We start from the raw sequence: 24,721 nt of genomic DNA, 5'->3' as shown, positions 1-24,721 counted from the left end.
TATTTGTGGAGATCTACGGGTCGTGAAGCCCCGTGCGGGCAACGCCGGGCATGATCCACATGTCCGGGACCGTCGTGAGGGGCGAGTGATTTCCGCAGGTCAGGTGCGGGATGGCTGCCTCTCGTCCGAAGACGAAGAAAATCCTTGACTCGCAGGTCGTCTTTCTGGAGAAAACCTTCCCTCTTATTCCGAGGTGCTTCGTGACGGAAACGCCTGAAACGGGCGAGATCGACCTGAACCACATTACGCTCACAGGAAGTCTCATAGCGGTCAGCGACCACGTGCGCGCCACCGCCGCTCCCGCCACCGGAGACCTGACCAGGCGGGCGGCCGACGCACAGCTCAGGTCATACCTGGAGCCGAGCTGCCTTCCCGAGGCGGTGCGGCGGCTCGCCATGGGCCACCTGCTCGTCCTCGTCGGCGAAGAGGACAGCGGGCGCCGGCTCGGGGCCATCGCGCTGCTGTCGCGCATGTCGCTGGCCGAGAGCACCATCACCGTGCTGTCCCCGGCCGCCGGGGCGTCCGAGCTGCTGACGGGCGTCGAGTACGAGCCGGGCCGGGCGTACCTGCTGCACGACTGGATCGCCGGGGCCGAGCGCTCCGAGCTGGTCGAGCTGGCCCGCAAGCTGGCCGAGCTGGGCTCGTACCTGGTCGTCACCAGGAGCGGCGCGCCGTCGCCCGCCGTCGAAGTCGAGCTGGCGTGGGCCGCGCCCGACCCCGGCGAGCTGTACGACCTGTGCCTCAGCGCCTTCGACCTGCGGGCCGGGCTCAGCCCCGCCGAGCTGACCCGGGGCAGGGACCTGGCGCTGCGCCTGCCCACGCCCGCCGAGGTCGTCCGGCTCGCCGCCCGCCTGGCCCGCGGCGAGCCGCCCGCCGACGAGGTGGCCGCCTGGTTCGACACCAAGCCGGCCATGGGCGAGGTGCTGGGAGTGGCCGCGCTGGCATTCGCGCACCGGCTCTCCGAGCGGGCCTTCGACGCGCAGCTCGCCAGGCTCGAACGCCTCTGCGGCGACACCGCGCGCCGGCCGCTCGCCGGGCCGCTCGTCGGCGTCGAGGACGGGCTCGTCGGCTTCCGCGCGCCGCACCAGCGCGGGCAGGTGCTGGCCGAGCTGGTCGGACGCTACGGGTTCTGGCTGTGGCAGCCGCTGCGCGACTGGGTCAGATCGCTGCCCGGGCAGGGGCCGGCCGTCCAGGTGCGGGCGGCGGCCGGGCTCGCGCTGCTCGCACGGCACTCGGGCAGGGAGGTGCGGCAGGAGTTCCTGGAGGTGTGGGCCTTGGGGAGCGCGGCCGAGCAGGTCGCGGCGGCGAACGTGCTGTCGTACATGTGCGGCGACGACACCCTCGCCCCTGAGGCGCTCAGGATCGTGCTGGAGTGGTCGGCCGACCCCCGCGATCCGCGTGCGACGGTGGCGGCGGTGGTGCTGGGCGGCGGGCTGGCCGTCCGCTACCCGGACGACTGCGCTCGGCACCTGCGCCGGCTGGAGTCGTCCGGCGGGCCCGTCGCGTCGGTGGCCGCCCAGTCACTGCTCAGAGGCCGGCGACGCCCGTGATGCGGTGGAGGGCGAAGCGGTGGACGGCGGCGCGGGTCTCGTCGTACGCCGTCAGGTAGCCGCCCTCCATCCTGGCCGGCTCCAGGATGCGCGAGGTGGCGTTCCCCTGCGAGTCGAGGTAGCCGATCCACACCCGCACGCCCTGCTTGATGGCCTCCTGAAGGGCCGAGATGGTGGCCGTGGCGGGGCCGCGCGGGACGCCGCCGCCCGGCGCGTCCGCAGGCTCGCGCCGCGACAGGTGCGCCGCGTCGCCGGCCCGCAGCGCGCGTACGGCCGCCGCCGCCACCTCGGGGTCGAGGCCGTTGGGCGCCATCGCGCGGGCGGGGGCGAGCGCCTCGGTGCGCCGGCTCTCCAGCTGCGAGATGATCACGTCGCCGTCGAGCGACTCGGCGACCGGCGCGTACCCCATGGCGCGCAACGAGTCGACCAGCGCCGCCCTGGACGAGCGCGAGGCGATCACGGTCGGCGCCAGCCGGCGCAGCCGCAGCGCGGCCGAGCGCCGGTCGGCGGTGATCTGGTCGAGCAGCGCGGGGTCGTCGCACCTGATGTACGCGCTCGCCGTCCCCACCCTGATCCGCCCGTGCCGCCGCGCGACATCGGTCACCAGGTACGACAGCGCCTGCGGCACCGGCGTCGCCGAGTGGCGGGCCAGCATCGAGACCAGCTCCTCGCCCCCGTGCCCGGCGTCGAGCGCCCGCCTGATCGACTGCTCGCTGAACCGGTAGACGGTGGCCCCGCCCTTCGATTCGACGTCGGCGGTGAGCGTCATCCACCGGTTGAGCTCGCTGGTGAGCGGCCCGGGCGCGACCGCGGTGAGGTCGGCCTGCAGCAGCACGTGATCGACCGGTTCCGGCAGCAGCGGCGCCAGCGCGCCCGCCGCGTCGCCGCCCTCGGTGAGCAGCCTGCCGTGCGCCGACAGCGCGCCCAGCCCGGTCACGCCCACCTGCTCGGCCTCCCGCAGCGTGAACTCGGTGAGCTGCTGGCGCAGCGGCCCCCTCCTGCGGGGCTGCTCCCACGCCAGCCGTTCGAGCACCGCGTCGCGGTCGGGCGCGAGCCCTGGCGCCGCCGCCAGCACGCCCAGCGTGGCCGCCCGCACCCCGGGCGCCGACGAGCGGCGCAGGTCGGTGTGCAGGGCGTTGAGCGGCCTGTCACGCTCGTCGCGGTCGCCGACCAGGCCGGGCACCCGGTCCATGTGCAGCCACGTGGCCGCCAGCGTCACCCACCGGTCGGCGGTGGACCTGACCCGCCACAGGTCGTAGCCCGCGGTCGGCAGCCACTCGCCGTCGACGCCGCCGCCCGCCGCGATCAGGCCGGCCGCGTGCGCGACCTCGATCACCAGCGCCGCCACCCACTCCGGCACGTCCAGCTCGATCGTGGCGCGCTTCAGATCGCGTACGCCGAGCCCGCCGGTACGCAGCACGCCGGGCGGCTCGACGCTCCACCGCTCGCACAGCTCCTCCACCGACCTGACGAACGAGAACGCCTGCCCCGCCGCCGTACGGTCGGTCAGCTTCTGGTCGCGCGCGGCCCCCTGGAGCGGCGGCGGCACCGCGAGCAGACCCCGGTGCACCCGGCCGCCGCGCAGGTAGAGGGCGACCTCGCGGGGCAGCGTCACGCTCTCCTCGCCGGTCGCCGCCAGCAGGCCGCGGGCCAGCAGCTCCTCGATGGGGGAGCGGGCCGACTCGATGCGGACCTCGCGCCTGGCGTTCGGCACGCGGCCGGTGGGCGGGCCCCAGGCGAGCTGGTCGAGCGCCGCTCTGGCCTCGGGGGAGACCGAGCCGATCAGCCCGGCGGGGTCGGTCAGCGCCGCCGCGAGGCGTTCCTTGCCCGTGCCTGTGGTGCCCGGCGCGACGTCGTCGGCCATCTCGGTCAGTTGCTCGGGCGCGTGGTGGCGGAACGCGTCCGTCGCGCTCGGGCCGAGGCCGGCCGGGTCGTCGAGCACCTTGCGGACGCCGGGGCCCAGGTGGAGGGCGTCGTCGGGGCCGTACACGAGGGCCAGCTCGCGCAGCCTGTCGAGGGCGGCGGTCAGCGCAGGCTCGGGGTCCGCGCCGCGTGCGCGCTTACCGCCGCGCCTGCCGTTGACCGCTTGGGCGTCGTCCGGGTCGTCGGCGGCCAGGGCCGCGGCGATCAGGGCGCGCAGGGCGTCCTTCGACAGCGGCTCCTCGCGTACGGCCAGCGTCTCCACGACCGCCAGCGTGAACCGGTCGAGCCGGTCGAGCACCCTGGCGATGGCCGACGGGCTCGCCGCGCGGGACGCGAGACCTTCCAGATGCGCGGGCACCGGAGTGATCAACTCGGGACGCGCGGAGACGAGCGCCCGTAGCTGTTCGTCGGTGCGCCCCCTGATCCACTCCGTGAACTCCATCGTTGCCATGGTATGTCCCCCCTGATTGAGGCAGCATTGCTAGGCGTGATAGAGCGCGCGGACCAGCTCGTGCTGAACTACGTCTCCAAGGCCGCCGACGCGGCTCACGGTGTGCTGCGCGCCGACCAGCGGCTCGACTTCGCCCGGCGGCTGCGCGCCAGGATCGAGACCGAGCGGGGCGGCAGCCAGGACGCGCGGCAGGTGGCGCGGGTGCTGGCCAGGTTCGGCGACCCGGTGGACCTGGTCGAACGCGAGGCCCGCCGCCTCGCCGCCCCCGCCTCCGCTGAGGCGGCGGCAAGTGCGACGCGGCGGCTGCCCGCCGTGGTGGACGAGCGGGAGGCGCCGCCCGGCGTGCGCGTCTACCGGCGGCTCGCCGAGGAGCATCTGGCGCAGGAGCGGGGGTACGGGCTGCCGTTCGCGGGGCTGCGCAGGGTGGCGATGGCGCGGGCCAACCCCATGGCCACCGGCGGCAGGGACGCCAGGACCATCGTCAAGGAGCATCCGCGCGACGCGGCCGCCATCGTGATCCTCGTGGCGGCCGCGCTGCTGGTGCCGTTCCACCTGGCGCCGCTGGCCATCTTCCCGGTGCCGGTCGTGGTGTGGGCGCTCGGCGCGGCGCTGGTGCTGTTCAGCGAGAGCTGGAACCTGCGCGACAAGCTGCTCGGCATCGGGGCCCCGATGCTCGGCTACTCCGTGGGCGGCGTGCTCGTCGGCGGCCTGCGGGTCGGCGTCGAGGCCGGGTGGCAGCCGTTCATCGAGCACTTCTTCGACGTCAGCGGCACGATGTTCATGATCGGTACGGGGCTCGGCGTCGTCTGGCTGGCCTACCGGCTGCTCGCGCTGGAAGAGCGTTAGCTCACCGGGGCGGGGCTGGGCAGCAGGCCGAGCGCGAGGCGTACCCACGCGCTGACGAACTGGTCCTTCTCCGCGTGCCCCGGCAGCTCCCCGATCGTCTCCTGGAACAGCCGGTAGTGCACCACCGAGCCGCCCAGCACCGCCGCGATGCCCGTCCAGTCGAGCTCGGCTTCGCGGTATTCGGGCTGGGCGCGGAACCAGCTCACGATGGCGTCGAACATCGGCTGGAGCAGACCCTCGCGGACGACCTCGACCAGCTCGGGGAACTGGCTCAGGTCGCGGAAGAAGACCCGCGTCAGCTCCGACTCCTCGCGCACCTTCGCCAGGCCCGCGCGGCACACGTGCGCCAGGCGCTCCTCCAGGTCGACCGACGCCTCCATGGCGCTCAGCTCCGCCAGGCTCTCGGCCACCTGGATCCTGGTGCGGCTGGCGTGCTCGTTGATGGCCGCGGCGAGGACCTCGTACTTGGACTTGAAGTGCCGGTAGAGCCCCCCTGCGCCGGGGGACAGCCCTGAGGCGGCCTCGATCTCGGCCACGGACGTGGCGGAGTAGCCCCGTTCCGCGAACAGCCGCAGGGCCTCGTCGACGATCCGCTCGCGGGTCGATCTGCTCATGTCTGTGCTGATACCTCCGTAAGGAGCGTAGTCGCTAATCAGCGGTACGCCGGATGAGGCCCGCCACCGCGGAGCCGATGATCAACCAGACGAGCGCCGCGAGGCCGTAGTTGACGAGCGTCGTCCAGCGCGGGTCGGCGAACTGGAAGAGGTTGGCCAGGCCCAGGGACAGCGACGAGGCGAGCGTTTCGACGAACTGGTACCACACGTTGGCCGGGTTGGCCTTGAGCACGGTGAAGATCGCGTACAGCAGGACGGACAGCGCGGCCACGCGGGCGGCCAGGCGTACCAGGGCGGCCAGGGCGGTCACCAGGCGCCGCCACGGCGTCACGGCCTTCCCGCCGGGGCGGGCCGGGCGGTGCGGGCGCGGCACGGCGGGCCCGCTCCCGGCGCGCGGGCGGCTCTCCGCGACGGCACCGCCCTTGACGGGGGACGCGACGAGCCGGTCTCCGGCGTGCGGCGGGTGGGGGGTGTCGGTCACGGCCGCTCCTCTCCGATAAGTAATTCCTTTCTTCCCATTCCCATGCTCCCAGAACAAGGCCCGTTACGGGCAGTAGGGGAGTGTTTGGCATCCTTCACGTGTGACGACTTCGGTGGGATTCGACCTTGACATGACATTGGCGGACACGCGGGAGGGCATCGCAGCCGTTTACGACGAGCTGGCCGTGCGATTGGGCGTGCCATTTGACAGCGCGGCGATCGTGGAACGGCTGGGGCCGCCGCTGGAGGTGGAGCTCGCCAACTGGTTGCCGCCCGAGGAGGTGCCCGCGGCGGCCGACCTCTATCGGGAGATATATCCGAAATTGGGAGTTCCGGTGCACACGGCCATGGCGGGCGCGTACGAGGCCATCGACGCCGTACGCCGGGGCGGCGGCCGGGTCATCGTCGTGAGCGGCAAGAACACCCGCGACGCCGCCGGCACCGTCAAGGCGCTGGGCCTGGCCGTGGACGAAGTGGTCGGCTCGCTTTTCGGAGCGGCCAAGGGATCGGCACTCGCGCGCTTCGGCGCGGCGGCTTATGTTGGTGACCATGTCGCGGACATCGAGGCGGCACGCGCGGGCGGCGCCGTGAGCGTGACCGTGGCGACCGGTCCTTACACGGTGGGAGAGCTGCGTGATCACGGAGCTGATGTGGCGCTGGGCGACCTGACCGAATTCACCGCCTGGTTCGCCGGCTGGCGTGATCACGGAGGTCCCGCGTAATTATCGGGGATTTACCCGGTCGCCCTGGCGCTTCCCGGGGCATAACCTACTTCCATCCGTCCTTCTTTTCGACTGTTTGAACGAGGTCCTCCTGTGCCGAGTGGCAAGGTCAAGTGGTACGACGCCGACAAGGGATTCGGCTTCCTCACCCGCGACGACGGCGGTGAGGTCTTCGTGCATTCATCCGCACTGCCCGCCGGCGCAGGGCCGCTCAAGCCGGGCCAGAAGGTCGAGTTCGGCGTGGCCGAGGGCCGCCGGGGCCAGCAGGCGCTGTCGGTCAGGATCCTGGATCAGCCGCCGACGCTGGCCAAGGTCAAGCCCAAGGGCAAGCGGAAGAAGCCGGACGAGATGGTGGTCATCGTCGAGGATCTGATCAAGCTGCTCGACGGGGTCTCGACGTCGTACCAGCGCGGCAAGCACCCGGACGCGGCCCACGCCAAGAAGATCGCCCAAGTCCTCCGCGCCGTCGCCGACGACCTCGACGCCTGACCCACCCGCCGTGCCTGTGGGAGGACCGCACACGTCCTCTCACAGGTCACGCGTTCGGGTTCGTCAGGGGCTTCGTCGGGTCCACCGGATCAGGGCGTGACGGGGTGGCGTGTTCGCGGTGGAGGCGGTCCCGCACCGCGCGCACGCGCCTGCGGCGGGTCGCCAGGAGCCAGCCCAGGGCGGCCGTGAGCAGGACCGCGAGCGTGACCAGGCCGGCCGTGCTGCTCTGAGTCAAAGACAGAACCAGGCCCACCAGGCCGCCGAACACCCACGCCAGCTGCAGCATCGCCTCGACCACGCCGAACGTCGAAGACCGCACCTCCTCACCGATCTCCCGCTGCACGATCGCGTCGAGCGCCAGCTTGCCCAGCTCCTGCGCGAAGGCGGTGATGAGGGAGATCGCCAGAGCCGCCCAGATGCCGAAGAAGACGGCGGCGGCGATGGTGGTGACGGCCGTGACGGCGAGCGTGACGAGCACGATGAGCTGCGGCGAATTATTACGGGTCCAGTTGGCGACGGCGGCGCCCACCAGGCCGCCGAGCCCGGCGGCGCCCGCCAGCAGCGCGATCGTCTTCGTCACGTCGAAGAACGGGTCACGCGCCGCCGGATCACCGGCCGACAGCCACGGCACGGCCGCGTCCTGGACCAGGAAGAGCAGGAAGAACAGCAGGAAGCCGGAGAAGACGCGGATGGCCACGTTCGCCCAGACCGCCTCGGCGACGGTGGCCCCGACCTTGAGCAGCGTGCGCCAGCGCGGCGCGGCGCCCTCCTCCTCCAGGTCAGGCGAGTCGACGTGCCGCGGCAGGCGTACGGCGACGACCCCGAGCAGCAGGAACGCCACCATCGCGACGCGCAGCGCCACCGCGCTGCCCAGCCACGCGGTCAGCCCCGCGCCGGCCGGCACCGCAACCCCGGCCGAGACCAGCGTGAACAGCGCCACCCGCGCGTTCGCCGACACCAGCGTGATGTCGGCGGGCAGCACGGACGGCATGATCGCCGCCCGCGACACGTTGTACGCCTTCGACAGCACCAGCACGCCGAGCGCCCCGATGAACAGCGTGGGCAGGTCGCCCGGCCCCACGGCGGCGGCCATGGCGAAGCAGAGCAGGCCGCGGCCGAACAGCGTCCCGGCCATGACGTAACGCCGGCCCGACCTGAACCGGTCGAGTATCGGCCCCACGAACGGCGCCAGCAGCGCGAACGGCAGCATCGTGATGACCAGGTAGAGGGCGACGGAGCCGCGTGCCTCGCCGACGGGCACCCCGAAGAACACCGTGCTGGCCAGCGCGACGGTGACGAACGCGTCACTGGCGCTGTTGCCCGCCGACAGCTCGATGAGCCGGCCGAGCCCGGTGCGGCCCGCGCCGTTGGCATAGGTGAGCCGCCGGGTGGCCTGCCCGACCTTCCTCGCACCCGCCGCCGTGGCCTTCCCCGCCCGTGCGGTGCCGGTCGCGGTGGCCTTGGTCGCGCGCGCCGTCGCACGTCCCGCGTCGGCGGCGCCACGCGCCACCCGCCGCGAGATGTCCCGTGCTCGCTCCCAGCCACCCTCCACGCCTACCAGTCTTACCCGAATCCCTCCGCGATCTCAGCGCGGGTCCGCCCCTGGACATCAGCCCTTTTCCCACGGCCGGAAACCAGCCCGGGAGAAGGCCGAATCCGCCGTCACGGGGTAAGGGCCACGACCTGCGGGACGGCCGCCGGAGGGGCGGGCCCGGGAGGCCGAGGGGGTGGGGAACGAGTGGGGAATGGGTGGGGGAATTGGGGGCGGGATGCGCGGTTGTGGGTCCCGCGGGTCGCTCGATGGGTGAGAATGAAGTGTGAGCGAACAGCACCTTTCGGCGGAGGCGGGCCGATGAGCCGCACCAGGGCCCGTGTCTCCGCTCCCGACCAGGCCTGTGTCGCCGCCGTCGATCTGGCGCGCGCCGCGGCCGAGGAGCTGGCGCGGCCGGGCGAGCCCGGTGAGCACCTCGGCTACGAGAGCGAAGGCGACCGGATCGTCACCCACTACTTCGCCTGCCAGGACCGCGCCTATCGCGGCTGGCGGTGGGCCGTCACCGTCACGCGCGCGTCGCGGGCGAAGAAGGTGACGGTCAGCGAGGCGGTCCTGCTCCCCGGCACCGGCGCGCTGCTGGCGCCCGAGTGGCTGCCGTGGAGCGAGCGGTTGCGCCCCGGCGACCTCGGGGTGGGCGATCTGCTGCCGACCGCCGACGACGACGACAGGCTGGCGCCGGGTTTCACCGAGACCGACGACGACGCCGAGCATCAGGCGGTTTTCGAGTACGGCCTGGGCCGGGCACGTGTGCTCTCGGCCATCGGCAAGGACCGGGCTGCCAGACGCTGGCACTCGGGCGAGCACGGGCCGCACACGCCGATCGCACACGCCGCTCCCGCGCAGTGCTCCACCTGCGGCTTCTACTGGCTGCTCGCGGGTGGGCTGCGGCAGATGTTCGGAGTCTGCACTAACGAATACGCACCCGACGACGGCAAGGTCGTCGCCGCCGACCACGGCTGCGGCGCCCACTCGGAGGCCGCCGTGTCGCCGCCGCCGGTCGAGCAGGCGATCCCGATCCTCGATGACCTGGGCTATGACCTCATGGAGGAGGAGGCGGGCTCGGTCGACGAGTCGGCTTCTGAAGAGCTCGGCCATTCCTGATCGTGAGTGTCGGTGCGGGCCGCTAACCTACGGTGGCCCCCAACCCTCTCTACCAGGATCGTGATCGATGAGCGACACCTACGGCACTGACCGGATGCGCGCGGCCGTCCTGTCCGCGTGGACGGCCTCGCCTGCCCGGTTCCGCGAGGACGCCAACGCGGAGGAGGACTTCGCGCTCGGCGGTTACCGCGACCGGCTGATCGTCGAGCTGGCCCAGAATGCGGCCGACGCGGCGCTGCGGGCGGGCGTGCCGGGCGTGCTGCGGCTGACGTTGCGCGGCGAGGTGCTGACGGCCGCCAACACCGGCGCGCCGCTCGACGCCACCGGCGTGGAGAGCCTGTCCACGCTGCGCGCCTCGGGCAAGCGTGACGAGGCCGGGGCGGCGGGCAGGTTCGGTGTCGGGTTCGCGGCGGTGGTGTCGGTCTGCGACGCGCCGTCGATCGGCTCGCGCGGCCACGGAGCGGTCCGCTGGTCCCGTACGGAGACCGCGGCGCTGGTGGCCGACATCCCGGCGCTGGCGGGCGAGCTGGCCGGCCGGGGCGGTCACGTGCCGCTGCTGCGGCTGCCGTTCGACGAGCCGCCGTTCGTCGACATCCCCGAGGGCTTCGACACCCTCGTGCGCCTGCCGCTGCGCGACCACGCGAGCGTCGAGGCGGTCCGCACGATGCTGGCCGAGACCAGCCCCGCGCTGCTGCTCGGCCTGCCCGCGCTGGAGCGCATCGAGATCGAGCTCGACGGTGAGACGCGCACGGTGGTGGCCGAGGGCTGGCACGTCGTGTCGGAGTCGGGCGAGTTCACCCAGGAAGAGGTCGCGAGGCTGTTCGCCGACCGGCCCACCGAGGAGCGGGCCCGCCCGTTCTGGTCGCTGCGCTGGGCCGTCCCGGTCACCGGCACGGGCGAGCCCGGCGCGCTGCCCGCCATCGTGCCGCCCGTGGTGCACGCGCCGACCCCCAGCGACGAGCCGATCGACCTGCCCGCGCTGCTGATCGCGTCGTTCCCGATGGCCACCGACCGGCGCCACGTCGCCAGGGGGCCGCTGACCGACTTCCTGGTCGAGCGGGTCGCCGACGCCTACGTACGCCTGCTGCGCGAGCTGCCCCGCACGTCCAGGCTGCTCGATCTCGTGCCGTCGCTGATGGGCAAGGGCGAGCTCGACGCCCGCATCCGCCGGGCGGTGCTGCAGCGGCTGCCCGCCACGCCGCTGCTGCCCGCGCTGTCGGCGCCCGCGCCCGTCGTGCAGACCCCGTCGTTCGCCGACGAGCGGGTCTACGAGCCCGACGCCGAGTGGCGGGTCGAGCATCCCGCGCCCGAGCCCGATGGCGACGGCTGGGTGGTGGCCGGCCGCGAGGCCGCCGTCGTGCCCGGCGCCTCCGCCGAGTTCCTGGCGGCGATCGCCGGCTTCGTGCCCGGCCTGCTGCCCGCCGGCTGGAACGCCCGCCACCCCGCCATGGCGGCGCTCGGCGTGCGCAGGCTCGAGCTGGCCGACGTCGTCGACCTGCTGTCGGGCGAGGCCGTGGAGGGGCGCGAGCCGTCGTGGTGGCGTTCGCTCTATGAGGTGCTGCCGGCCGACGACCCCGAGTCGCTGGGCGCGCTGCCGGTGCCGCTGACCGACGGCCGCCTCGTACGCGGCCCGCGCGGGACCCTCATCCTGACCGACGGTGGCGCCGAGCTCGACCTGACGCCGCTCGGGCTGCGCATCGTGCACCCGGAGGCGGCCCACCCGGCGCTGCTGCGGCTCGGCGCGGCCGAGGCGACGCCCCGCACGGTGCTCGACGACCCGCTGACCAAGGCCGCGGTCTCCCAGTCGCTCGACAGCCCCGACCCCGAGCCGGTGGCGAAGGCCGTGCTGTCGCTGGTCGAGGCGTCGGGGCTGGCGCCCGGCGAGGCGCCGTGGCTGGCCGAGCTGGCGCTGCGCGGCAGTGACGGCGACCTCTATCCGGCGGGCGAGCTGATGCTGGCCGACGGGGCGCTGGCCGGGCTGCTCGAGCCCGACACGCATCTCGGGGTGGCGGCCTCGGAGCTGGAGGAGACGTACGGGCCGCGGGTGCTGGCGGCGGCGGGCGTGCTCGACGGGTTCGCGGTCGTCCACGACGCCGACGTGCTGCTCGACCCCGACGACTGCGACCACGACCTCGACGGCGAGGCCGACTGGCTCGACCACGTGCTCGACCTGCTGCCCGACCTCGACGTGCCGCCGCTGGTGCCCGAGTTCGTGGCGGTGCGCGACCTTGAGCTGGTGGCCGACTGGCCGGCCGCGCTGCGGCTGCTGACCACGCCGCCGCTGCGGGCCGCGCTGCATCCGCTGCGGGTCGAGGGCGTCGAGGTGCCGTCCTACACGGCGTGGTGGCTGGCCAACCGCCCGGTGCTCGGCGGGCGCAAGCCTTCGGAGCTGCGGCTCCCCGGCGCCGACCCGCTGTTGCAGGGCCTCTACGCCGACGCGCCCACCGGGCTCGACGAGGCGGCGCTGTCCATGCTCGGCGTCCGTACGACGCTGCCCGACCTGCTGGCCTCCCACGGCGGGCCGGAAGAGCTGCTCGACCTGATGGCCGATGAGTCGATCGAGGTCGATCGGGCGCAGCTGCGGTCGCTGTGGGTGGCGCTCGCCGCCGTCGATCCTTCGCGGGTGGCGCCGCCCGCGCGGGTGCGTGCCGTGCTGCGCGGGGCCATCGTGGTGGCCTCGGCCGACGACGCCGTCGTGGTGGAGGCGCCCGACCTGCTCCAGCTTGTCGCCGATCGGCCTCTGGTGCTGGCCCCGTACGATCTGGCCGAGGCGCTGTCCGAGCTGCTCGACCTGCCGCTCGCCGGTGAGCTGACCTCCGGTGAGGTCACCTCCGAGGGGGTGACGCGACCGGTGCCTTCCGAGGTGCGCTCGTTGCTGCCCACGGCGCCCGAGACGTATGTGGAGCACGAGAAGCTGCTGGTGGACGGCGTGGAGTGCGCGTGGCGGTTCTTCGAGGGGTCGGTGCACTGCACCGGGGTCGATGGGCTGGCCAGGGGTTTGGCGTGGGCCACCGGGCAGTGGAACGACCGGCTCGCGGTGGCCGCGCTCCTGCGTGATCCGGCGGCGGTGCCGCTGCTGCTTGCCGAGGCCGATCTGTCCTGATTGTCATCCCGTCGTCGTCAGGGCGGGGCGGCCCAGCAGCGGCCTGACGACGAGGGGCTGCGCGATGGCGAGGAGCAGGGCGGTGAGGGCGAGCGTGCCCCACAGCCCTGCCGGTCCCGTCCGCTCGATGAGCCAGGTGCCGCAGAGCGGGGCCAGCACGGTCGCGAAGCCCCACGAGGTGCCGAAGACCGACAAATAGCGGGCGCGGGCGTGCTCGGGGGCGATCGCGGCGACCAGGGCGTAGCTGCGGCCGAACATCAGCAGCTCGCCCCCGCTCAGCACCACCGTGGCGGCGAGGTGTCCCGGCAGGTCGGCCGTCACGGCGTAGCCGGCGAGGCCGGTGGCGAGCAGCGCGTAGCCGAGGGTCATCGCGGTGTGGTGCGACAGGGACGCCAGCTTGGGCAGCAGCGGCTGGCAGGCCACCATGACGACGGCGGAGACGGCGGTCAGCAGGCCGGCGTCGGCCGCCGCCAGCCCGCGCGCCACCAGGGCGAGGGGCATCGCGATGATCACCTGCATGGCGATGAGGGCGAACAGCGTGCCGGAGAGCAGCAGCACCAGCAGCGAACGGTCCCGCCAGACCGCTGGGGCAGGTGCGGGCGCGGGCGCGGGGGCGGGGCTTGGAGGGGCTGGGGGCGCGGTGGCGGGCGTGGTGGTGCGGGCCTGGCGGCGCGGGGCGGGCGGGTCTTCGGGGAGGACGGCGAGGATCAGGGTGGCGCAGGCCAGGCAGGTGGCGGCGTCCACGATGAAGAGCCAGCGTAGGTCCCAGCGGCCGAGGGCGGCCGCGATCAGGCCCGCGCCCAGGCCGCCTACGGCCATGGCGGTGTTGAACAGGCTGTACGCCTGAGCCTGGCGTGCCGGACGTACGGTGTCGGCGATGATCGCCTGGGACGGCGGCTCGTAGAGCTCGAAGACCAGCCCGAGCAGGACCGCGAAGACGGCCACCAGAGCCACCGAACCGGCGAACGCGATGCCCGCCTGGGCCGCGGCGCATGCGGTGAGGCCGGTGACGATCGTGCGGCGGCGGCCGAAGCGGTCGGCGAGCACGCCGCCGACCAGCCGGGACGGGATGGTGGCGACGCCGAACGCGGCCGTGATGAGGCCGGCCGTCGCGGGGTCGGCGCCGAAGTCGGTGGTCATGAGGACGGTGAGGAAGCCCAGCGAGAAGGCTCCGAGCCGGTTGATCGCCCGGGCGAGCAGGAGCCACCACACGGTGCGCGGCATCTGGATCTCCCCCTGTGCGTGACCGACGACGGTGGTAACGTCGGTCACGCACACTACGGCCTCAGGAGTGACCGGTCAAATGCTGTTCGATAGTCACGTGGCGATCCTGCTCGACACGGCGGTCGCGATGGTCAACGCGCTCACCGATGGGCATCAGGGCAGCAGGCCGTATACGGCGCCCAAGGGGGACGAGTTGCCGGGCGCGATCGGGGAGGTGCTGCCGGGTGGGGTGGCGGTGTCCATGGACGAGGCGCTCTACCTGGCCGGCACCACGCTCAAGGTGCGCCGGGTGTTCGAGGCGATGGAGGCCGGGCGGGAGGACGCCGCCGCCGCCGTCGTCAACGCCCTCGTCGTCAGCACCGGCGCCCGGCCGCAACTCGACCGGGCGCCGGGGGAGCCGTGGCAGGTGCACTTCCACGGGGCCGACGACACGCTCGCCGTGGGCTGGAGCGCGGGGTTCGCCTCCGCGCTCACCCTGGCCATCGGCAGCGACCTCGGCGGGCGGCTCGGGGTGTGCCGTGCCACCCCCTGCGACCGCGTGTACGTCGACTCCTCACGCAACGCCGTCCGCCAGTTCTGCTCCCGCTCCTGCCAGAGCCGCGTCAAGGCCGCCGCCTTCCGCGCCCGCACCCGCCCCACCTGAGCTCAGGCGGGCCCCGGGCGGGTCAGGCGGGGCAGGTGGCGCCCTTGCGCGGGAGTTCGGCGTCCAGCAGGTACGCGTCCACCAGGCCCATCACGCACTGGCTGCCGCTCAGGTACGCGCCGTGGCCCTCGCCCTCGTACGTGACCAGGATCCCGGTCTTGAGCTGGTCTGTGAGCTTGGTGGCCCACTCGTACGGCGTGGCGGGGTCGCCCTTGCCGCCGACGACCACGATGGGCGCCGAGCCGGTGGCGTCGATGCGCTTGGCCTTGTCGTCGCCCGGCACCGGCCAGTGGGCGCACGCCGAGGGGGAGCCGTCCACCGACAGGATCGGGAAGATCTTGCGGATCTTGGTGTTCATCCGCGCGACGTCGGCCGCGGTGGGCCGCTCGCTGTTGTCGGCGCAGTTGATGGCCATCAGGCTGCTCATGGACGTGTTGTACGTCCCGTCGGCCCGCCGCCCGGTGTAGGCGTCGGCCAGGGCGAGCAGCATGGTGCCGTCGCCCTTGCGCGCCGCGGCGACGGACTGCTCCAGCACCGGCCAGGTCTGCTTGGCGTACAGCGGGGTGATGACCGCGAGCTGCGCCAGCCCGTACGTCAGCTCGCGCTCGCCCACCTTGATGGGCTTGGTCTTGAGCTGTTCGAGCAGGTCCAGGACGTTCTTCTCGACGTTGGCGGGGGACGCGCCGATCTCGCAGCTCTGGGCGACGCAGTCCGCGGCGAACGCCTCGAAGGCGGCGTCGAACCCGCCCGCCTGGATGACCGCCCGCTCCTCGAACGTCACCGTCGGGTCGAAGGCGCTGTCGAGGACGACGCGGCCGACGTTCTTGGGGAAGTGGGTGGCGTAGACGGCGCCGAGGTGGGTGCCGTAGGAGAAGCCGAGGTAGTTGAGCTTGTCGTCGCCCAGCGCGACGCGCATCTGGTCGAGGTCCTTGGCCGCGTTCACGGTGCCGACGTGCGGCAGCACCTCGCCGGAGTCCTTCTCGCAGGCGGCGGTGAACTCGGCGGCCAGCTTGTCCTGGTCCGTGCCGTAGCCGGCGGCGAGCAGCTTGCCCACGGTGCCGCCGCAGCGGACGCCGGCGCTGCGGTCCACGCCGCGCGGGTCGAAGCTGACCAGGTCGTAGCGGGTGCCGAGCTTGGTGAAGGCGGCGGAGGCGGTGGCGAGGGTGTCCACGCCGGACGCGCCGGGGCCGCCGAAGTTGAACACGAGCGAGCCGAGGCGCTCGCCGGTGGCCTTGACGCGGATGAGCGCGAGGTCGATCTTCTCGCCGTCCGGCTCGGCGTAGTCGAGGGGGACCGGCAGCTTGGCGCACTCGACGCCGGGGCCTGGCGTGGCGGGCTTGCCGTCGGGGCCCACGAGGTCGGTGCAGGCGCCCCACGCGATGGAGCCCTTGTCACTGCTGCTCGGGGCGGGGGTCGCGCTGGGCGGGGAAGGGGAGCCGCCGCTGCCGCAGGCGGTGAGGAACGCCGCTCCCAGCAGGAGCGTCACGATCGGCTTCTTCATGCCGTCCAGCATGGTTCGACAGCTATGTGCCGATGTAGTGGGTGAAAACACCACTTCCGGGTGACTTCGAGGATCCGGCGGAGATGACGAATGTCAGTCGCGGCCGGGACGGCGGACGAACCAGATGCCGAACAGCCCGAACGCGACCCCGGTCACGCAGGTCCAGATCCACCACGCGTTCTCGGGGGCGGGGCGGAAAATCAGCAGCACGACGAGAGCGAGCGCCCACAGGCCGGTGCCGACGCCGATGGCGGCCGTGTCGTTCGTTTTGATGGGCGGCGGGTCGGGATGCCACTGCTTGTCCACGTATCCAGCCTAGCTTCCAATAGGGTCTCGATCTCATCACTGGCTCTTTTCGCAGCTCATCCCTGCTGTCACTCTTCGCGTCGTGAGTGACACTCGTACGGCTATCGACCGTTTCTTCCAGATCTCTGAACGAGGCTCGACGATCTCCCGTGAAGTACGCGGAGGTCTGGCCACGTTCTTCACCATGGCGTACATCGTGGTGCTGAATCCCCTCATCATCGGCACCGGCAAGGACGTCACCGGTGAGTACATCGGTGATGGTTCCGCGCCCAACGTGGCCTTGGTCGCCGCGGGCACGGCGTTCGTGGCGGGCGTGCTGACCATCCTCATGGGCGTCGTCGGCAAGGTGCCGTTCGCCATGGCGGCCGGGCTGGGCCTGAACGCCTTCGTGACGTTCACCATCGCCTCGGTCATGACCTGGGAGGAGGCCATGGGCCTGGTCTTCCTTGAGGGCATCATCATCACGATCCTGGTGCTCACCGGGCTGCGGACGGCGATCTTCCACGCCATCCCGGCCCCGTTGAAGACCGCGATCAGCGTGGGCATCGGCCTGTTCATCGCGCTGATCGGGTTCGTGGACGCCGGGTTCGTGCGCAAGGCCGCCGGCACGCCGCTGGAGCTGGGCATCGGCGGCAACCTCACCTCGTGGCCGATCCTCGTCTTCATCATCGGCCTGCTCGCCACGGCCGCCCTGGTGGCCCGCAAGGTCAAGGGCGCGATCCTCATCGGCATCGTCGGCACCACCGTCCTCGCGATCATCGTGGAGGCGATCGCCAAGGCCGGCGCCTTCTCGCCGGAGAACCCCGGCGGCTGGCAGCTCAACCGCCCCTCCGTGCCCGAGCAGATCTTCGGCTTCCACAACCCGCTGACGCTGTTCACCGAGTTCGACCCGTTCGGTGGCTTTGTCCGCATCGATGTGCTGCTGGCGGGGCTGTTCGTGTTCACCCTGCTCATCACGGACTTCTTCGACACCATGGGCACGATGGTCGGCGTCGGCCGCCAGGCGGGGCTGGTGCAGGAGGACGGCACGCTGCCGCGTACCAAGCAGATTCTGCTCGTCGACTCGATCGGCGCGGCGGCCGGCGGCGCGGGCTCGGTCTCCTCGAACACCACCTACATCGAGTCGGCCTCGGGTGTCGCCGAGGGCGCCCGCACCGGGCTGGCCAGCGTGGTGACCGGCGCGCTGTTCCTCGTCGCCATCTTCTTCGCACCGCTCGTCACGGTCGTCCCCTACGAGGCCGCCGCCCCGGCGCTGGTGCTGGTGGGCTTCATGATGATGACCGCCGTCCGCGACATCGACTGGAACGACTTCGAGATCGCCATCCCGGCGTTCCTCACGATCGTCATCATGCCGTTCACGTACTCGGTGTCGAACGGCATCGGCGCGGGGTTCATCACGTACGTGCTGATCAAGGTGGTTCGCGGCAAGGGCCGCGAGCTGCACCCGCTGCTGTGGATCGTGGCCGTGCTGTTCGCGCTCTACTTCGCGATCGGCCCGATCAGGGCGCTGCTCGGCATCTGACGGCCCGAGGAGGCCGTACGGACCTGTAGAAAGAGGGCTCGGGAGCCGCTCCGCGCACGCGGGGCGGCTCTCGGGTATCAAGGGGACAGAAGACCTTGATTTCGGGAAATATCCTGCCATGCCGTATAGTTAGCAAAGGTAATGACTCATGCTAACCAACACCAAGCCCAAGATGGACCTGCGCAGCGACGCAGGTCTCGCTTCAGCCCTGCGCGTTTCACTCGCCAGGCTGAACCGAAGACTTCGACGACAGGCGGCAGCACACTCGCTGACGGCCACCCAGTTCGCGACACTCGCCGCGGTGCATCGGCATTCCGGGATAACCCCCGGCGAATTGGCCGAGCTCGAGAAGGTGCAGCCGCCCTCGATGACGCGCGTGATCGCCGCGCTCGAGGAACGCGGGCTGGTCTCGCGCACCCCGCATCCGACCGACCGGCGCCAGGTGACCGTCTCGGTGACCGAGGCCGCAGAGAAGCTGCTGAAGGAGGAACGCCGCCGCAAGGAGGCGTGGCTGGCGCAGCGGTTGAAGGAGCTGTCGCCGGAGGAGAGGTCGATCCTCAGGCAGGCGGCGCCGATTCTGGAGAAGCTCAGCCAGATCTAGAGCCTGAAGAACCCAGGACCGGGATGTTCCGGTCTCTCAAGATTCGCAACTACCGCATGTTCGCAGCCGGGGGCGCCGTCTCCAACGTGGGCACCTGGCTGCAGCGCACCGCCCAGGACTGGCTGGTCCTCGACCTGACCCACGGCAGCGCCTCCGCGCTCGGCACGGCCACCGCCCTGCAGTTCCTGCCGATGCTGCTGTTCGGCATGTTCGGCGGCGTGCTCGCCGACCGCTACCCCAAGCGGCCCATCCTCATCGGAGCCCAGACCCTCATGGCCGGGCTCGCGCTGACCATCGGCATCCTGACGATGACCGGCAGCGCCCAGGTGTGGCACGTGTACGTGATGGCGTTCGTGCTCGGCATGATCTCCTGCGTGGAGGTGCCGACCCGGCAGGCGTTCGTGGTCGAGATGGTCGGCCGCGCCGACCTGCCCAACGCGATCGCGCTCAACAGCTCCATCTTCAACCTGGCGCGCGTGGTCGGGCCGGCCCTGGCCGGTGTGCTGATCTACGTGCTGGGCGGCACCGGGCCGATCTTCCTGATCAACGCGCTGACCTTCGGCGGCGTGATCTCCAGCCTGGTCTTCATGCGCAAGTCCGAGCTCAACCTGTCCGAGCCCGTTCCCAGGGCCAAGGGGCAGCTGCGCGAGGGGCTGCGCTACGTGCTCCAGCACGAGGAGATCCTCATGCCGGTGCTGCTGATCGCGTTCGTGTCGATGTTCTCGCAGTCGTTCTCGATGTCGATCGCGCTCATGGCCCGCGAAGTGTTCGGCGCTGGGGCGTCCTCGTTCGGGCTGGCCTCCAGCATGTTCGCGGTCGGCGCGCTCGCCGGCGCCCTGCTGGCCGCACGGCGGGCCAGGCTGTCGCGCAAGGTGCTGTTCGCGGGGGCGATCGGATTCGGGCTGTTCCAGATCGCCACGGCCGTCGCGCCGTTCTACCCGATCTACCTGCTGCTGCTGGTGCCGACCGGGATCGCGTTGATCACCATCAACACGGCCGCGAACGCCAGCGTGCAGATCGCCACCTCGCCCGAGATGCGGGGCCGCGTGATGGGCATCTACATGCTCGTCTTCACCGGCGGGGCGCCGCTGGGCGCGCCGCTGATCGGCTGGCTGTCCGAGCTGGGCGGGCCGCGGACGGGCGTGCTGCTGTCCGGCGTGCTGGTCCTCGTCGGCACCGGGGCGGCCGTCCTGATGACCCGCCTCATCACCACTCGGGTGGAGAGGTCGGCGCTAGCGATGGCATGAGTCATTTCCGCCGTCGTCGTGGGGGAAGCGGGCGTCCGTACGCGGGCGCCCGCTTCGTTCTGCGCGGGGGATCAGAGCCCAGACGACGCGCTCGCCCACGCGGGTGACGTCCGTGCCCCAGCAGCCGCCCGTGAGGCCGTGCACCAGCCACAGGCCCCTGCCTCGCGTGTCCTCCGGAGCCGGCCGCCGCGGCAGCGGCACGGCTCCGCCTCCGCCCGGGTCGATGACGGCGAGCCGCCAGTAGTCGCCTCCGCCCTCCTGGACGGGGAGCAGGCTCAGCCGCACCCAGCGGCCGCCGCCGTGCTCCACCGCGTTGGCCACCAGCTCGGAGGCGATGAGCTGCAGGTCGTCCAGCACCGGTTGGTCCCGCACCCACGCGCGCACCTCGCGCCGCGCCAGCGCGGGCAGCCGTCTCGGGTCGTCCAGCTCGTCGATCAGCCAGACCTTGAAGCTCGTGTACGCTAGCGCTCTTTGCATGGTCACCTCGGCCCGTCGCAGGGGATACACCACCGATCCGGCTCGTACGCGGAATCTCCCCAGCATGAGCTTTCCGCCAGCCGGCAAGGGCTGAGAGCGGACCTACAGTTCCCTTACAGTTAGTAAGCCAGCACGCTGCGTGTCCGAGGAGCACGAGATGGCAGCTGAGGGGGACGATCCGGGCCGGGAGGCGTGGAAGGAGTTCGCCAGGCGGCAGCGCAGGTTCCGCAGGGGCCGGGGCCTGAGCCAGGAGCGCCTCGCGAGCCTGCTGCCCTACAGCGAGAGCGCCGTCGGCCATGTCGAGCGCCTCATGCGCAAGCCGACCGGCGACTACACCCGTGCGGTGGAGAAGGCGCTCGGTCTCGACGGTCAGCTCATGGAGCTGGTGCCGGTCATCCAGGGGCACGCCATGGCCCCGAAGTGGTTCAGGGAGTGGCCGCGCGTCGAGACGTCGGCGCACACGATCAGGACGTGGGAGCCGATGCTGATCCCCGGGCTGCTGCAGACGGAGGACTACGCCACTCAGGTGTTCCTGGGGGAGCCGGGGGTCGCCGAGGCGGGCATGCGGCAGGCCGTCCGGTTCCGTATGCACCGGCAGGCCGTCTTCGCCCGCCCCCGCCCGCCGCTCTACTCGGCCCTCATCGACGAGAGCGTCCTGCGCCGCCCGGTCGGCGGGAGGGAGGTCATGCGGGCGCAGCTGGCCAAGATCCTCGACGTCCTGCGGCCGCCGTACGTCACGGTGCGGATCGTGCCGCTCTCAGCAGGGCTGACGACGGGCTGTCTCGGCGCGTTCGAGGTGGCGACGCTCCTCGACGGCGGCGCGGACCACGCGTACTTGGAAAGTGCGGAGGAAGGGCGTGTGACCAATCGCGCGGAGACCGTACAAGCGCTTATCGTGCGGTGGGAGATCCTGTCCAGCGTGGCGTACCCGCTGGACAGGAGCCGGGAGACGATTTCTGAGGTGATGGCGAGCTATGCCTGAAACAGTCGGATTGACCGTTGGCGTGTGGACGAAGGCCAAGGCGTCGGGCGGAAACGGTGGGAGTTGCGTCGAGGTGATGCGCCGGGCGGACGACAGCGTCGTGGTGCGCGACACCAAGGACCACGGGAAGGGGCCTGTCCTGACGTTCCGGCGGGACGAGTGGCGGGCCTTCCTGGACGGCGCGTCGAGGGGGGAGTTCGACCTCTCCTGACACACCGGTGCCATCTGGGCGGCTTCTTATGGCGTGGGTCGTTCGGCAGGATGAGGGGACATGAGGTTGTTCGCGGCGGTGGTGCCGCCCGATGCGGTGCTGGACGAGGTCGCTGAGGCCATCAAGCCCTTCGTCGGGCAGGTGCCCGGATTGCGGTGGCCCGACCGGGCGTTCTGGCACATCACGCTCGGGTTCTTCGGTGAGGTGCCCGAGCGGGTGCTGCCCGAGCTGGAGGTGCGGCTCGCTCGCGCCGTACGTCGGCATTCCGCCCCTGAGCTGGCCTTCGACGGGTTCGGGGCCTTCTCGTCCGTACGCCGTGCACGTGTCTTCTGGGCCGGCCTCACCGGCGACTCCATGGTCAGGCTGGCCGACTCCGTCAAGGCGGGGGCGCGGCGGGCCGGGGCCGTACAGACGGATGAGAAACGCTTCCACCCGCATCTCACGCTGGCCCGCGCCAAGACGGAGACCGATCTCCGGCCGCTGGTCGAAGCCCTCTCCGGGTTCAGCGGGTCGCCCTGGCGGGCCGAGCGGGTGCGGCTCGTCCGCAGCCACACCGGGGCCCAGATGAGGTACGAGTCACTCGCCGAATGGGCGCTGGCACCCGCCGAGCGGAGCTAGGCTCCACGTCGTGGACCGTCCTCGCTCCTGGTTGCTGCCCGTCGTGCTGGGCCTGCTCCTGCTGATCGTCATCGTCGGAGCCGCGCTCACCTGACCGCCCGGCCGGGGTCCGGCCGGCGCTCCTGGCCGCCTGGCAAGGGCCTGTGCCCGACGTGTGGCCCCCTCCTGCTCGCCGGGTCGCGTCGCCGGCCGCCACACTGACGGACGGCGACGCGGTCCGGGTCTACCAGGCGTAGTCCTCCGGAGCCGTGCGGTGGCCGGGGAAGATCTCGTCGAGGCGGGCCAGGGCGGCCTCGTCCAGGTCGATCTCCAGCGCCCGCAGGCTGCCCTCCAGCTGCTCCATCGTGCGCGGGCCGATGATCGGGGCAGCGACCGCGCGCTGCTTGAGCAGCCAGGCCAGGGCCACGTTCGCCGGGTCCTCGTTCAGCTCGTCGCAGAACTTCTCGTACGCCTCGATCTTGTCGCGGTGCTTGTCGAGCTGCTTGACCATGTTCTCGGCGGCCGAGCGGCCCTTGTCGATCTTGCGCAGCACGCCGCCGAGCAGGCCGCCGGCCAGCGGGCTCCACGGGATCACGCCGAGCCCGTAGTCCTCGGCCGCGGGCAGCACCTCCAGCTCCGGCGCGCGGGTCAGGAGGTTGTAGTGGGTCTGCTCGCTGACCAGGCCCATGAAGTTGCGGCGGGCCGCGGTCTCCTGCGCCTTGGCGAGGTGCCAGCCGGCGAAGTTGGACGAACCCACGTAAATGATCTTGCCCTGCTGCCGCAGGACCTCCATGGCCTCCCAGAACTCGTCGAACGGCGTGAGCCTGTCGACGTGGTGGGCCTGGTAGATGTCGATGTAGTCGGTCTGCAGCCGCTTGAGCGAGGCGTCGGCGGCGCGGCGGATGTTGAGCGCCGACAGCCGGCGCTCGTTGGGCCAGTCGCCCATGTCGCCGTAGACCTTGGTCGCGATGACCGTACGCTCCCTGCGGCCCCCGCCCTGGGCGAACCACCGGCCCACGATGGTCTCGGTGATGCCCTCGCCCTTGACGCCGCCGTACACGTTGGCCGTGTCGAAGAAGTTCAGCCCCAGCTCGTGAGCCCGGTCCATGATGGCGAAGGAGTCTTCCTCCGTCGTGCGCGGGCCGAAGTTCATGGTGCCGAGGCACAGCGGGCTCACGAGGAGACCGCTGCGTCCGAGTGTGACGTAGTCCATGTCGTCCAACCCTAAAGACCTGGAGTGCACTCCAGGCCATACGCTCGACGGGTGAAATCCGCCGCGTCGCCCCCCGGTCATCGGCTCGTGCTCACCCTGCTCCGGGCGGCGGTGCCGCTCTGCCTGGCGATGATCGCCGGCATGGTCGGCTCGCTGGTGGTGACCTCGGTGCTGGGGCAGCACGACACGGTGACGCTGGCCGCGTTCGCGGTGGTGACGGCCGTGCTCAACCCGGCGTCCGCGGCCGTGCAGGGGGCGCTGCGCGGGCTGGGGCCGTTCGTCGCGCCCTTCCGCGACGATCCTGGGGCGGCCGTGCCGGTGATCCGCGACGCGCGCTGGCTCAGCCTGGCGGCGGGCGCGCTGGGGGCGGTCGCGGTGGTCTGCGTGCCGCTGCTCGCCACCGCCACCGGGGTGCCGGACGAGGTGGTGGCCGAGATGGGGCTGCTGCCCTGGTTCCTCGCCGGATACGTGCTCATCTTCGCCTCCACCGGCGGTGCCAGCACCATCCTGGTCGCGCTCGGCCGCAACCGTAACGTGCTCTGGCCCACCCTGACCTACGGCGTCGCGCTGGGCGGGCTCACCGCGCTGCTCGTGCCGTCGCTGGGGCTGACGGGGGTGGGCATCGCCTGGCTGGTGGGCGGCGTGACGTCGGCGGGGGTGGCGGCCTTCAACGTGCGCAGGGCCGTCGGCCGCCCGGTGGGGCAGAGCCGGCCGCGGCCGCGCGAGATCGTCAAGCTGGCCAGGGTCAGCCTCCCGCTGGCCGCGACCGTGCTGGTGAAGTTCGCGGTGCTGGGCGTGGTGACGTTCGCGGCGGGCACCACGAACACCCGCGACACCGCCGCCCACGCCGTGCTCACCACGCTGACGGGCCTGATCATGATGGTGTCGCTGTCCATCGCGCAGGCCGCGGTGCCCGAGATCGCCCGCGCCCCCGACACCGCCGGAGCTCGGCGGGCGGGGCGCGTCGCGGCGCTGCTCGCCGTCTCGGGGACGCTCGTGGTCGCGGTGCTGCTGCTGGTGGCAGGGAAACCGTTCATCGGGCTGTTCACCGACGACCCGGCCGTGCGGGAGCGGGTGCTCGGGCTGCTGCCGCTGATGCTCGCCTCCGCGGCGTTCGACGCGGCGCAGGCGGTGCGCGGCATGGGGCTGACGGCGCTCAAGCGGTCGTCGTCCAGCCTCGGGTATTTCGCGCTCGCGTACGGGCTGCTGCTCGTCTCCGTCGTCCCCGTGGCGCGGACCTGGGGCATCACCGGGTTGTGGGTGGCCATGACGGCGGCCAACGCGGTGCTGGTGGTGCTGCAGGGGCTGGGCTTCCACCGGCACAGCGCCCGCGTCGGCGCGGTCGCGACGGCCTGAGCGGCGGGTG

Annotated in this window: 23 protein-coding genes; 14 read left to right on the top strand and 9 right to left on the bottom strand. The window is 72.0% G+C overall.

Annotation, left to right across the window (positions count from 1 at the left end):
* Positions 1 to 200 precede the first annotated feature (200 nt).
* On the top strand, positions 201 to 1,550 hold the full coding sequence (locus AB0K12_RS45975) for a hypothetical protein (protein WP_364575233.1): 1,350 nt from the start codon (positions 201 to 203) through the stop codon (positions 1,548 to 1,550).
* On the opposite strand, the gene AB0K12_RS45970 is transcribed toward AB0K12_RS45975, so the two are convergent.
* Complete coding sequence (locus tag AB0K12_RS45970) at positions 1,528 to 3,915, bottom strand: helicase C-terminal domain-containing protein (protein WP_364575232.1); 2,388 nt, start codon at positions 3,913 to 3,915, stop codon at positions 1,528 to 1,530. The genes AB0K12_RS45975 and AB0K12_RS45970 overlap by 23 nt on opposite strands.
* Before the next feature lie 45 nt (positions 3,916 to 3,960).
* Between AB0K12_RS45970 and AB0K12_RS45965 the strand changes: the two genes are divergently transcribed.
* Entirely contained in the window at positions 3,961 to 4,770 is an 810-nt protein-coding gene (locus AB0K12_RS45965; protein ID WP_364575230.1) for a hypothetical protein, read from the top strand.
* On the opposite strand, the gene AB0K12_RS45960 is transcribed toward AB0K12_RS45965, so the two are convergent.
* A complete protein-coding gene (locus AB0K12_RS45960) occupies positions 4,767 to 5,384 on the bottom strand; it encodes a helix-turn-helix domain-containing protein (RefSeq protein WP_364575228.1) in 618 nt (205 codons plus the stop codon). The two genes, AB0K12_RS45965 and AB0K12_RS45960, sit on opposite strands and share 4 nt — an antisense overlap.
* Positions 5,385 to 5,418: 34 nt before the next feature.
* Positions 5,419 to 5,865 (bottom strand): hypothetical protein, encoded by a 447-nt coding sequence (locus tag AB0K12_RS45955; protein WP_364575226.1) that lies wholly within the window; start codon positions 5,863 to 5,865, stop codon positions 5,419 to 5,421.
* A gap of 100 nt (positions 5,866 to 5,965) precedes the next feature.
* On the opposite strand from AB0K12_RS45955, the gene AB0K12_RS45950 reads away from it, so the two are divergent.
* Entirely contained in the window at positions 5,966 to 6,586 is a 621-nt protein-coding gene (locus AB0K12_RS45950; RefSeq protein WP_345391207.1) for an HAD family hydrolase, read from the top strand.
* Between the two features lie 93 nt (positions 6,587 to 6,679).
* Positions 6,680 to 7,075, top strand: coding sequence for a cold-shock protein (locus tag AB0K12_RS45945; protein ID WP_364575223.1), 396 nt, complete (start codon positions 6,680 to 6,682; stop codon positions 7,073 to 7,075).
* Positions 7,076 to 7,121: 46 nt separating this feature from the next.
* Here AB0K12_RS45945 and AB0K12_RS45940 read toward each other — a convergent pair whose 3' ends face one another.
* Entirely contained in the window at positions 7,122 to 8,627 is a 1,506-nt protein-coding gene (locus AB0K12_RS45940) for an MFS transporter (protein ID WP_364575221.1), read from the bottom strand.
* Between the two features lie 300 nt (positions 8,628 to 8,927).
* Between AB0K12_RS45940 and AB0K12_RS45935 the strand changes: the two genes are divergently transcribed.
* Together AB0K12_RS45935 and AB0K12_RS45930 are read left to right on the top strand one after the other, a co-directional pair.
* Positions 8,928 to 9,728: a DUF3027 domain-containing protein gene (locus tag AB0K12_RS45935; protein WP_364377466.1), complete on the top strand. Its 801-nt coding sequence runs from the start codon at positions 8,928 to 8,930 to the stop codon at positions 9,726 to 9,728.
* Positions 9,729 to 9,795: 67 nt separating this feature from the next.
* Positions 9,796 to 12,831: a hypothetical protein gene (locus AB0K12_RS45930; protein WP_364575218.1), complete on the top strand. Its 3,036-nt coding sequence runs from the start codon at positions 9,796 to 9,798 to the stop codon at positions 12,829 to 12,831.
* Positions 12,832 to 12,834: 3 nt separating this feature from the next.
* On the opposite strand, the gene AB0K12_RS45925 is transcribed toward AB0K12_RS45930, so the two are convergent.
* The gene (locus AB0K12_RS45925) at positions 12,835 to 14,103 is read right to left on the bottom strand and encodes an MFS transporter (protein WP_364575216.1); all 1,269 of its coding nucleotides are present in this window, start codon (positions 14,101 to 14,103) and stop codon (positions 12,835 to 12,837) included.
* Positions 14,104 to 14,134: 31 nt separating this feature from the next.
* On the opposite strand from AB0K12_RS45925, the gene AB0K12_RS45920 reads away from it, so the two are divergent.
* The gene (locus AB0K12_RS45920; protein ID WP_364575214.1) at positions 14,135 to 14,698 is read left to right on the top strand and encodes a CGNR zinc finger domain-containing protein; all 564 of its coding nucleotides are present in this window, start codon (positions 14,135 to 14,137) and stop codon (positions 14,696 to 14,698) included.
* Positions 14,699 to 14,720: 22 nt separating this feature from the next.
* On the opposite strand, the gene AB0K12_RS45915 is transcribed toward AB0K12_RS45920, so the two are convergent.
* Together AB0K12_RS45915 and AB0K12_RS45910 are read right to left on the bottom strand one after the other, a co-directional pair.
* Complete coding sequence (locus AB0K12_RS45915) at positions 14,721 to 16,199, bottom strand: alpha/beta hydrolase (protein WP_364575212.1); 1,479 nt, start codon at positions 16,197 to 16,199, stop codon at positions 14,721 to 14,723.
* A 93-nt stretch (positions 16,200 to 16,292) separates the two neighbouring features.
* Positions 16,293 to 16,505: a DUF2530 domain-containing protein gene (locus AB0K12_RS45910; RefSeq protein ID WP_364575210.1), complete on the bottom strand. Its 213-nt coding sequence runs from the start codon at positions 16,503 to 16,505 to the stop codon at positions 16,293 to 16,295.
* Between the two features lie 82 nt (positions 16,506 to 16,587).
* Between AB0K12_RS45910 and AB0K12_RS45905 the strand changes: the two genes are divergently transcribed.
* From AB0K12_RS45905 to AB0K12_RS45895, 3 genes are all read left to right on the top strand, one after another.
* Positions 16,588 to 18,027, top strand: coding sequence for an NCS2 family permease (locus AB0K12_RS45905; RefSeq protein ID WP_364575208.1), 1,440 nt, complete (start codon positions 16,588 to 16,590; stop codon positions 18,025 to 18,027).
* 148 nt (positions 18,028 to 18,175) lie between these two features.
* Positions 18,176 to 18,628: a MarR family transcriptional regulator gene (locus AB0K12_RS45900; RefSeq protein WP_345391160.1), complete on the top strand. Its 453-nt coding sequence runs from the start codon at positions 18,176 to 18,178 to the stop codon at positions 18,626 to 18,628.
* A gap of 23 nt (positions 18,629 to 18,651) precedes the next feature.
* On the top strand, positions 18,652 to 19,875 hold the full coding sequence (locus tag AB0K12_RS45895; RefSeq protein WP_364575205.1) for an MFS transporter: 1,224 nt from the start codon (positions 18,652 to 18,654) through the stop codon (positions 19,873 to 19,875).
* On the opposite strand, the gene AB0K12_RS45890 is transcribed toward AB0K12_RS45895, so the two are convergent.
* Entirely contained in the window at positions 19,861 to 20,352 is a 492-nt protein-coding gene (locus AB0K12_RS45890; RefSeq protein WP_364575203.1) for an ATP-binding protein, read from the bottom strand. The genes AB0K12_RS45895 and AB0K12_RS45890 overlap by 15 nt on opposite strands.
* 157 nt (positions 20,353 to 20,509) lie before the next feature.
* Here AB0K12_RS45890 and AB0K12_RS45885 point away from each other — a divergent pair, with 157 nt between their 5' ends.
* Genes AB0K12_RS45885 through thpR form a run of 3 tightly spaced genes read left to right on the top strand, consistent with a single transcriptional unit; the run spans position 20,510 to position 22,163 of the window.
* Positions 20,510 to 21,334, top strand: a complete 825-nt coding sequence (locus tag AB0K12_RS45885) for a helix-turn-helix transcriptional regulator (RefSeq protein WP_364575201.1) — start codon at positions 20,510 to 20,512, stop codon at positions 21,332 to 21,334.
* Positions 21,327 to 21,545, top strand: coding sequence for a DUF397 domain-containing protein (locus AB0K12_RS45880; RefSeq protein WP_364575199.1), 219 nt, complete (start codon positions 21,327 to 21,329; stop codon positions 21,543 to 21,545). The genes AB0K12_RS45885 and AB0K12_RS45880 overlap by 8 nt, the downstream gene beginning before the upstream one ends.
* Positions 21,546 to 21,605: 60 nt before the next feature.
* Complete coding sequence (thpR, locus tag AB0K12_RS45875) at positions 21,606 to 22,163, top strand: RNA 2',3'-cyclic phosphodiesterase (RefSeq protein ID WP_364575197.1); 558 nt, start codon at positions 21,606 to 21,608, stop codon at positions 22,161 to 22,163.
* A gap of 223 nt (positions 22,164 to 22,386) precedes the next feature.
* Here thpR and AB0K12_RS45870 read toward each other — a convergent pair whose 3' ends face one another.
* Entirely contained in the window at positions 22,387 to 23,355 is a 969-nt protein-coding gene (locus AB0K12_RS45870; RefSeq protein ID WP_364575195.1) for an aldo/keto reductase, read from the bottom strand.
* A gap of 87 nt (positions 23,356 to 23,442) precedes the next feature.
* Between AB0K12_RS45870 and AB0K12_RS45865 the strand changes: the two genes are divergently transcribed.
* Positions 23,443 to 24,711, top strand: a complete 1,269-nt coding sequence (locus AB0K12_RS45865) for an MATE family efflux transporter (protein WP_364575193.1) — start codon at positions 23,443 to 23,445, stop codon at positions 24,709 to 24,711.
* Positions 24,712 to 24,721: the final 10 nt, after the last annotated feature.

The organism is Nonomuraea sp. NPDC049419 (assembly GCF_040676995.1).
GTDB classification, from domain to species: domain Bacteria; phylum Actinomycetota; class Actinomycetes; order Streptosporangiales; family Streptosporangiaceae; genus Nonomuraea; species Nonomuraea salmonea.
This window is presented reverse-complemented; position numbering and strand designations above follow the sequence as displayed.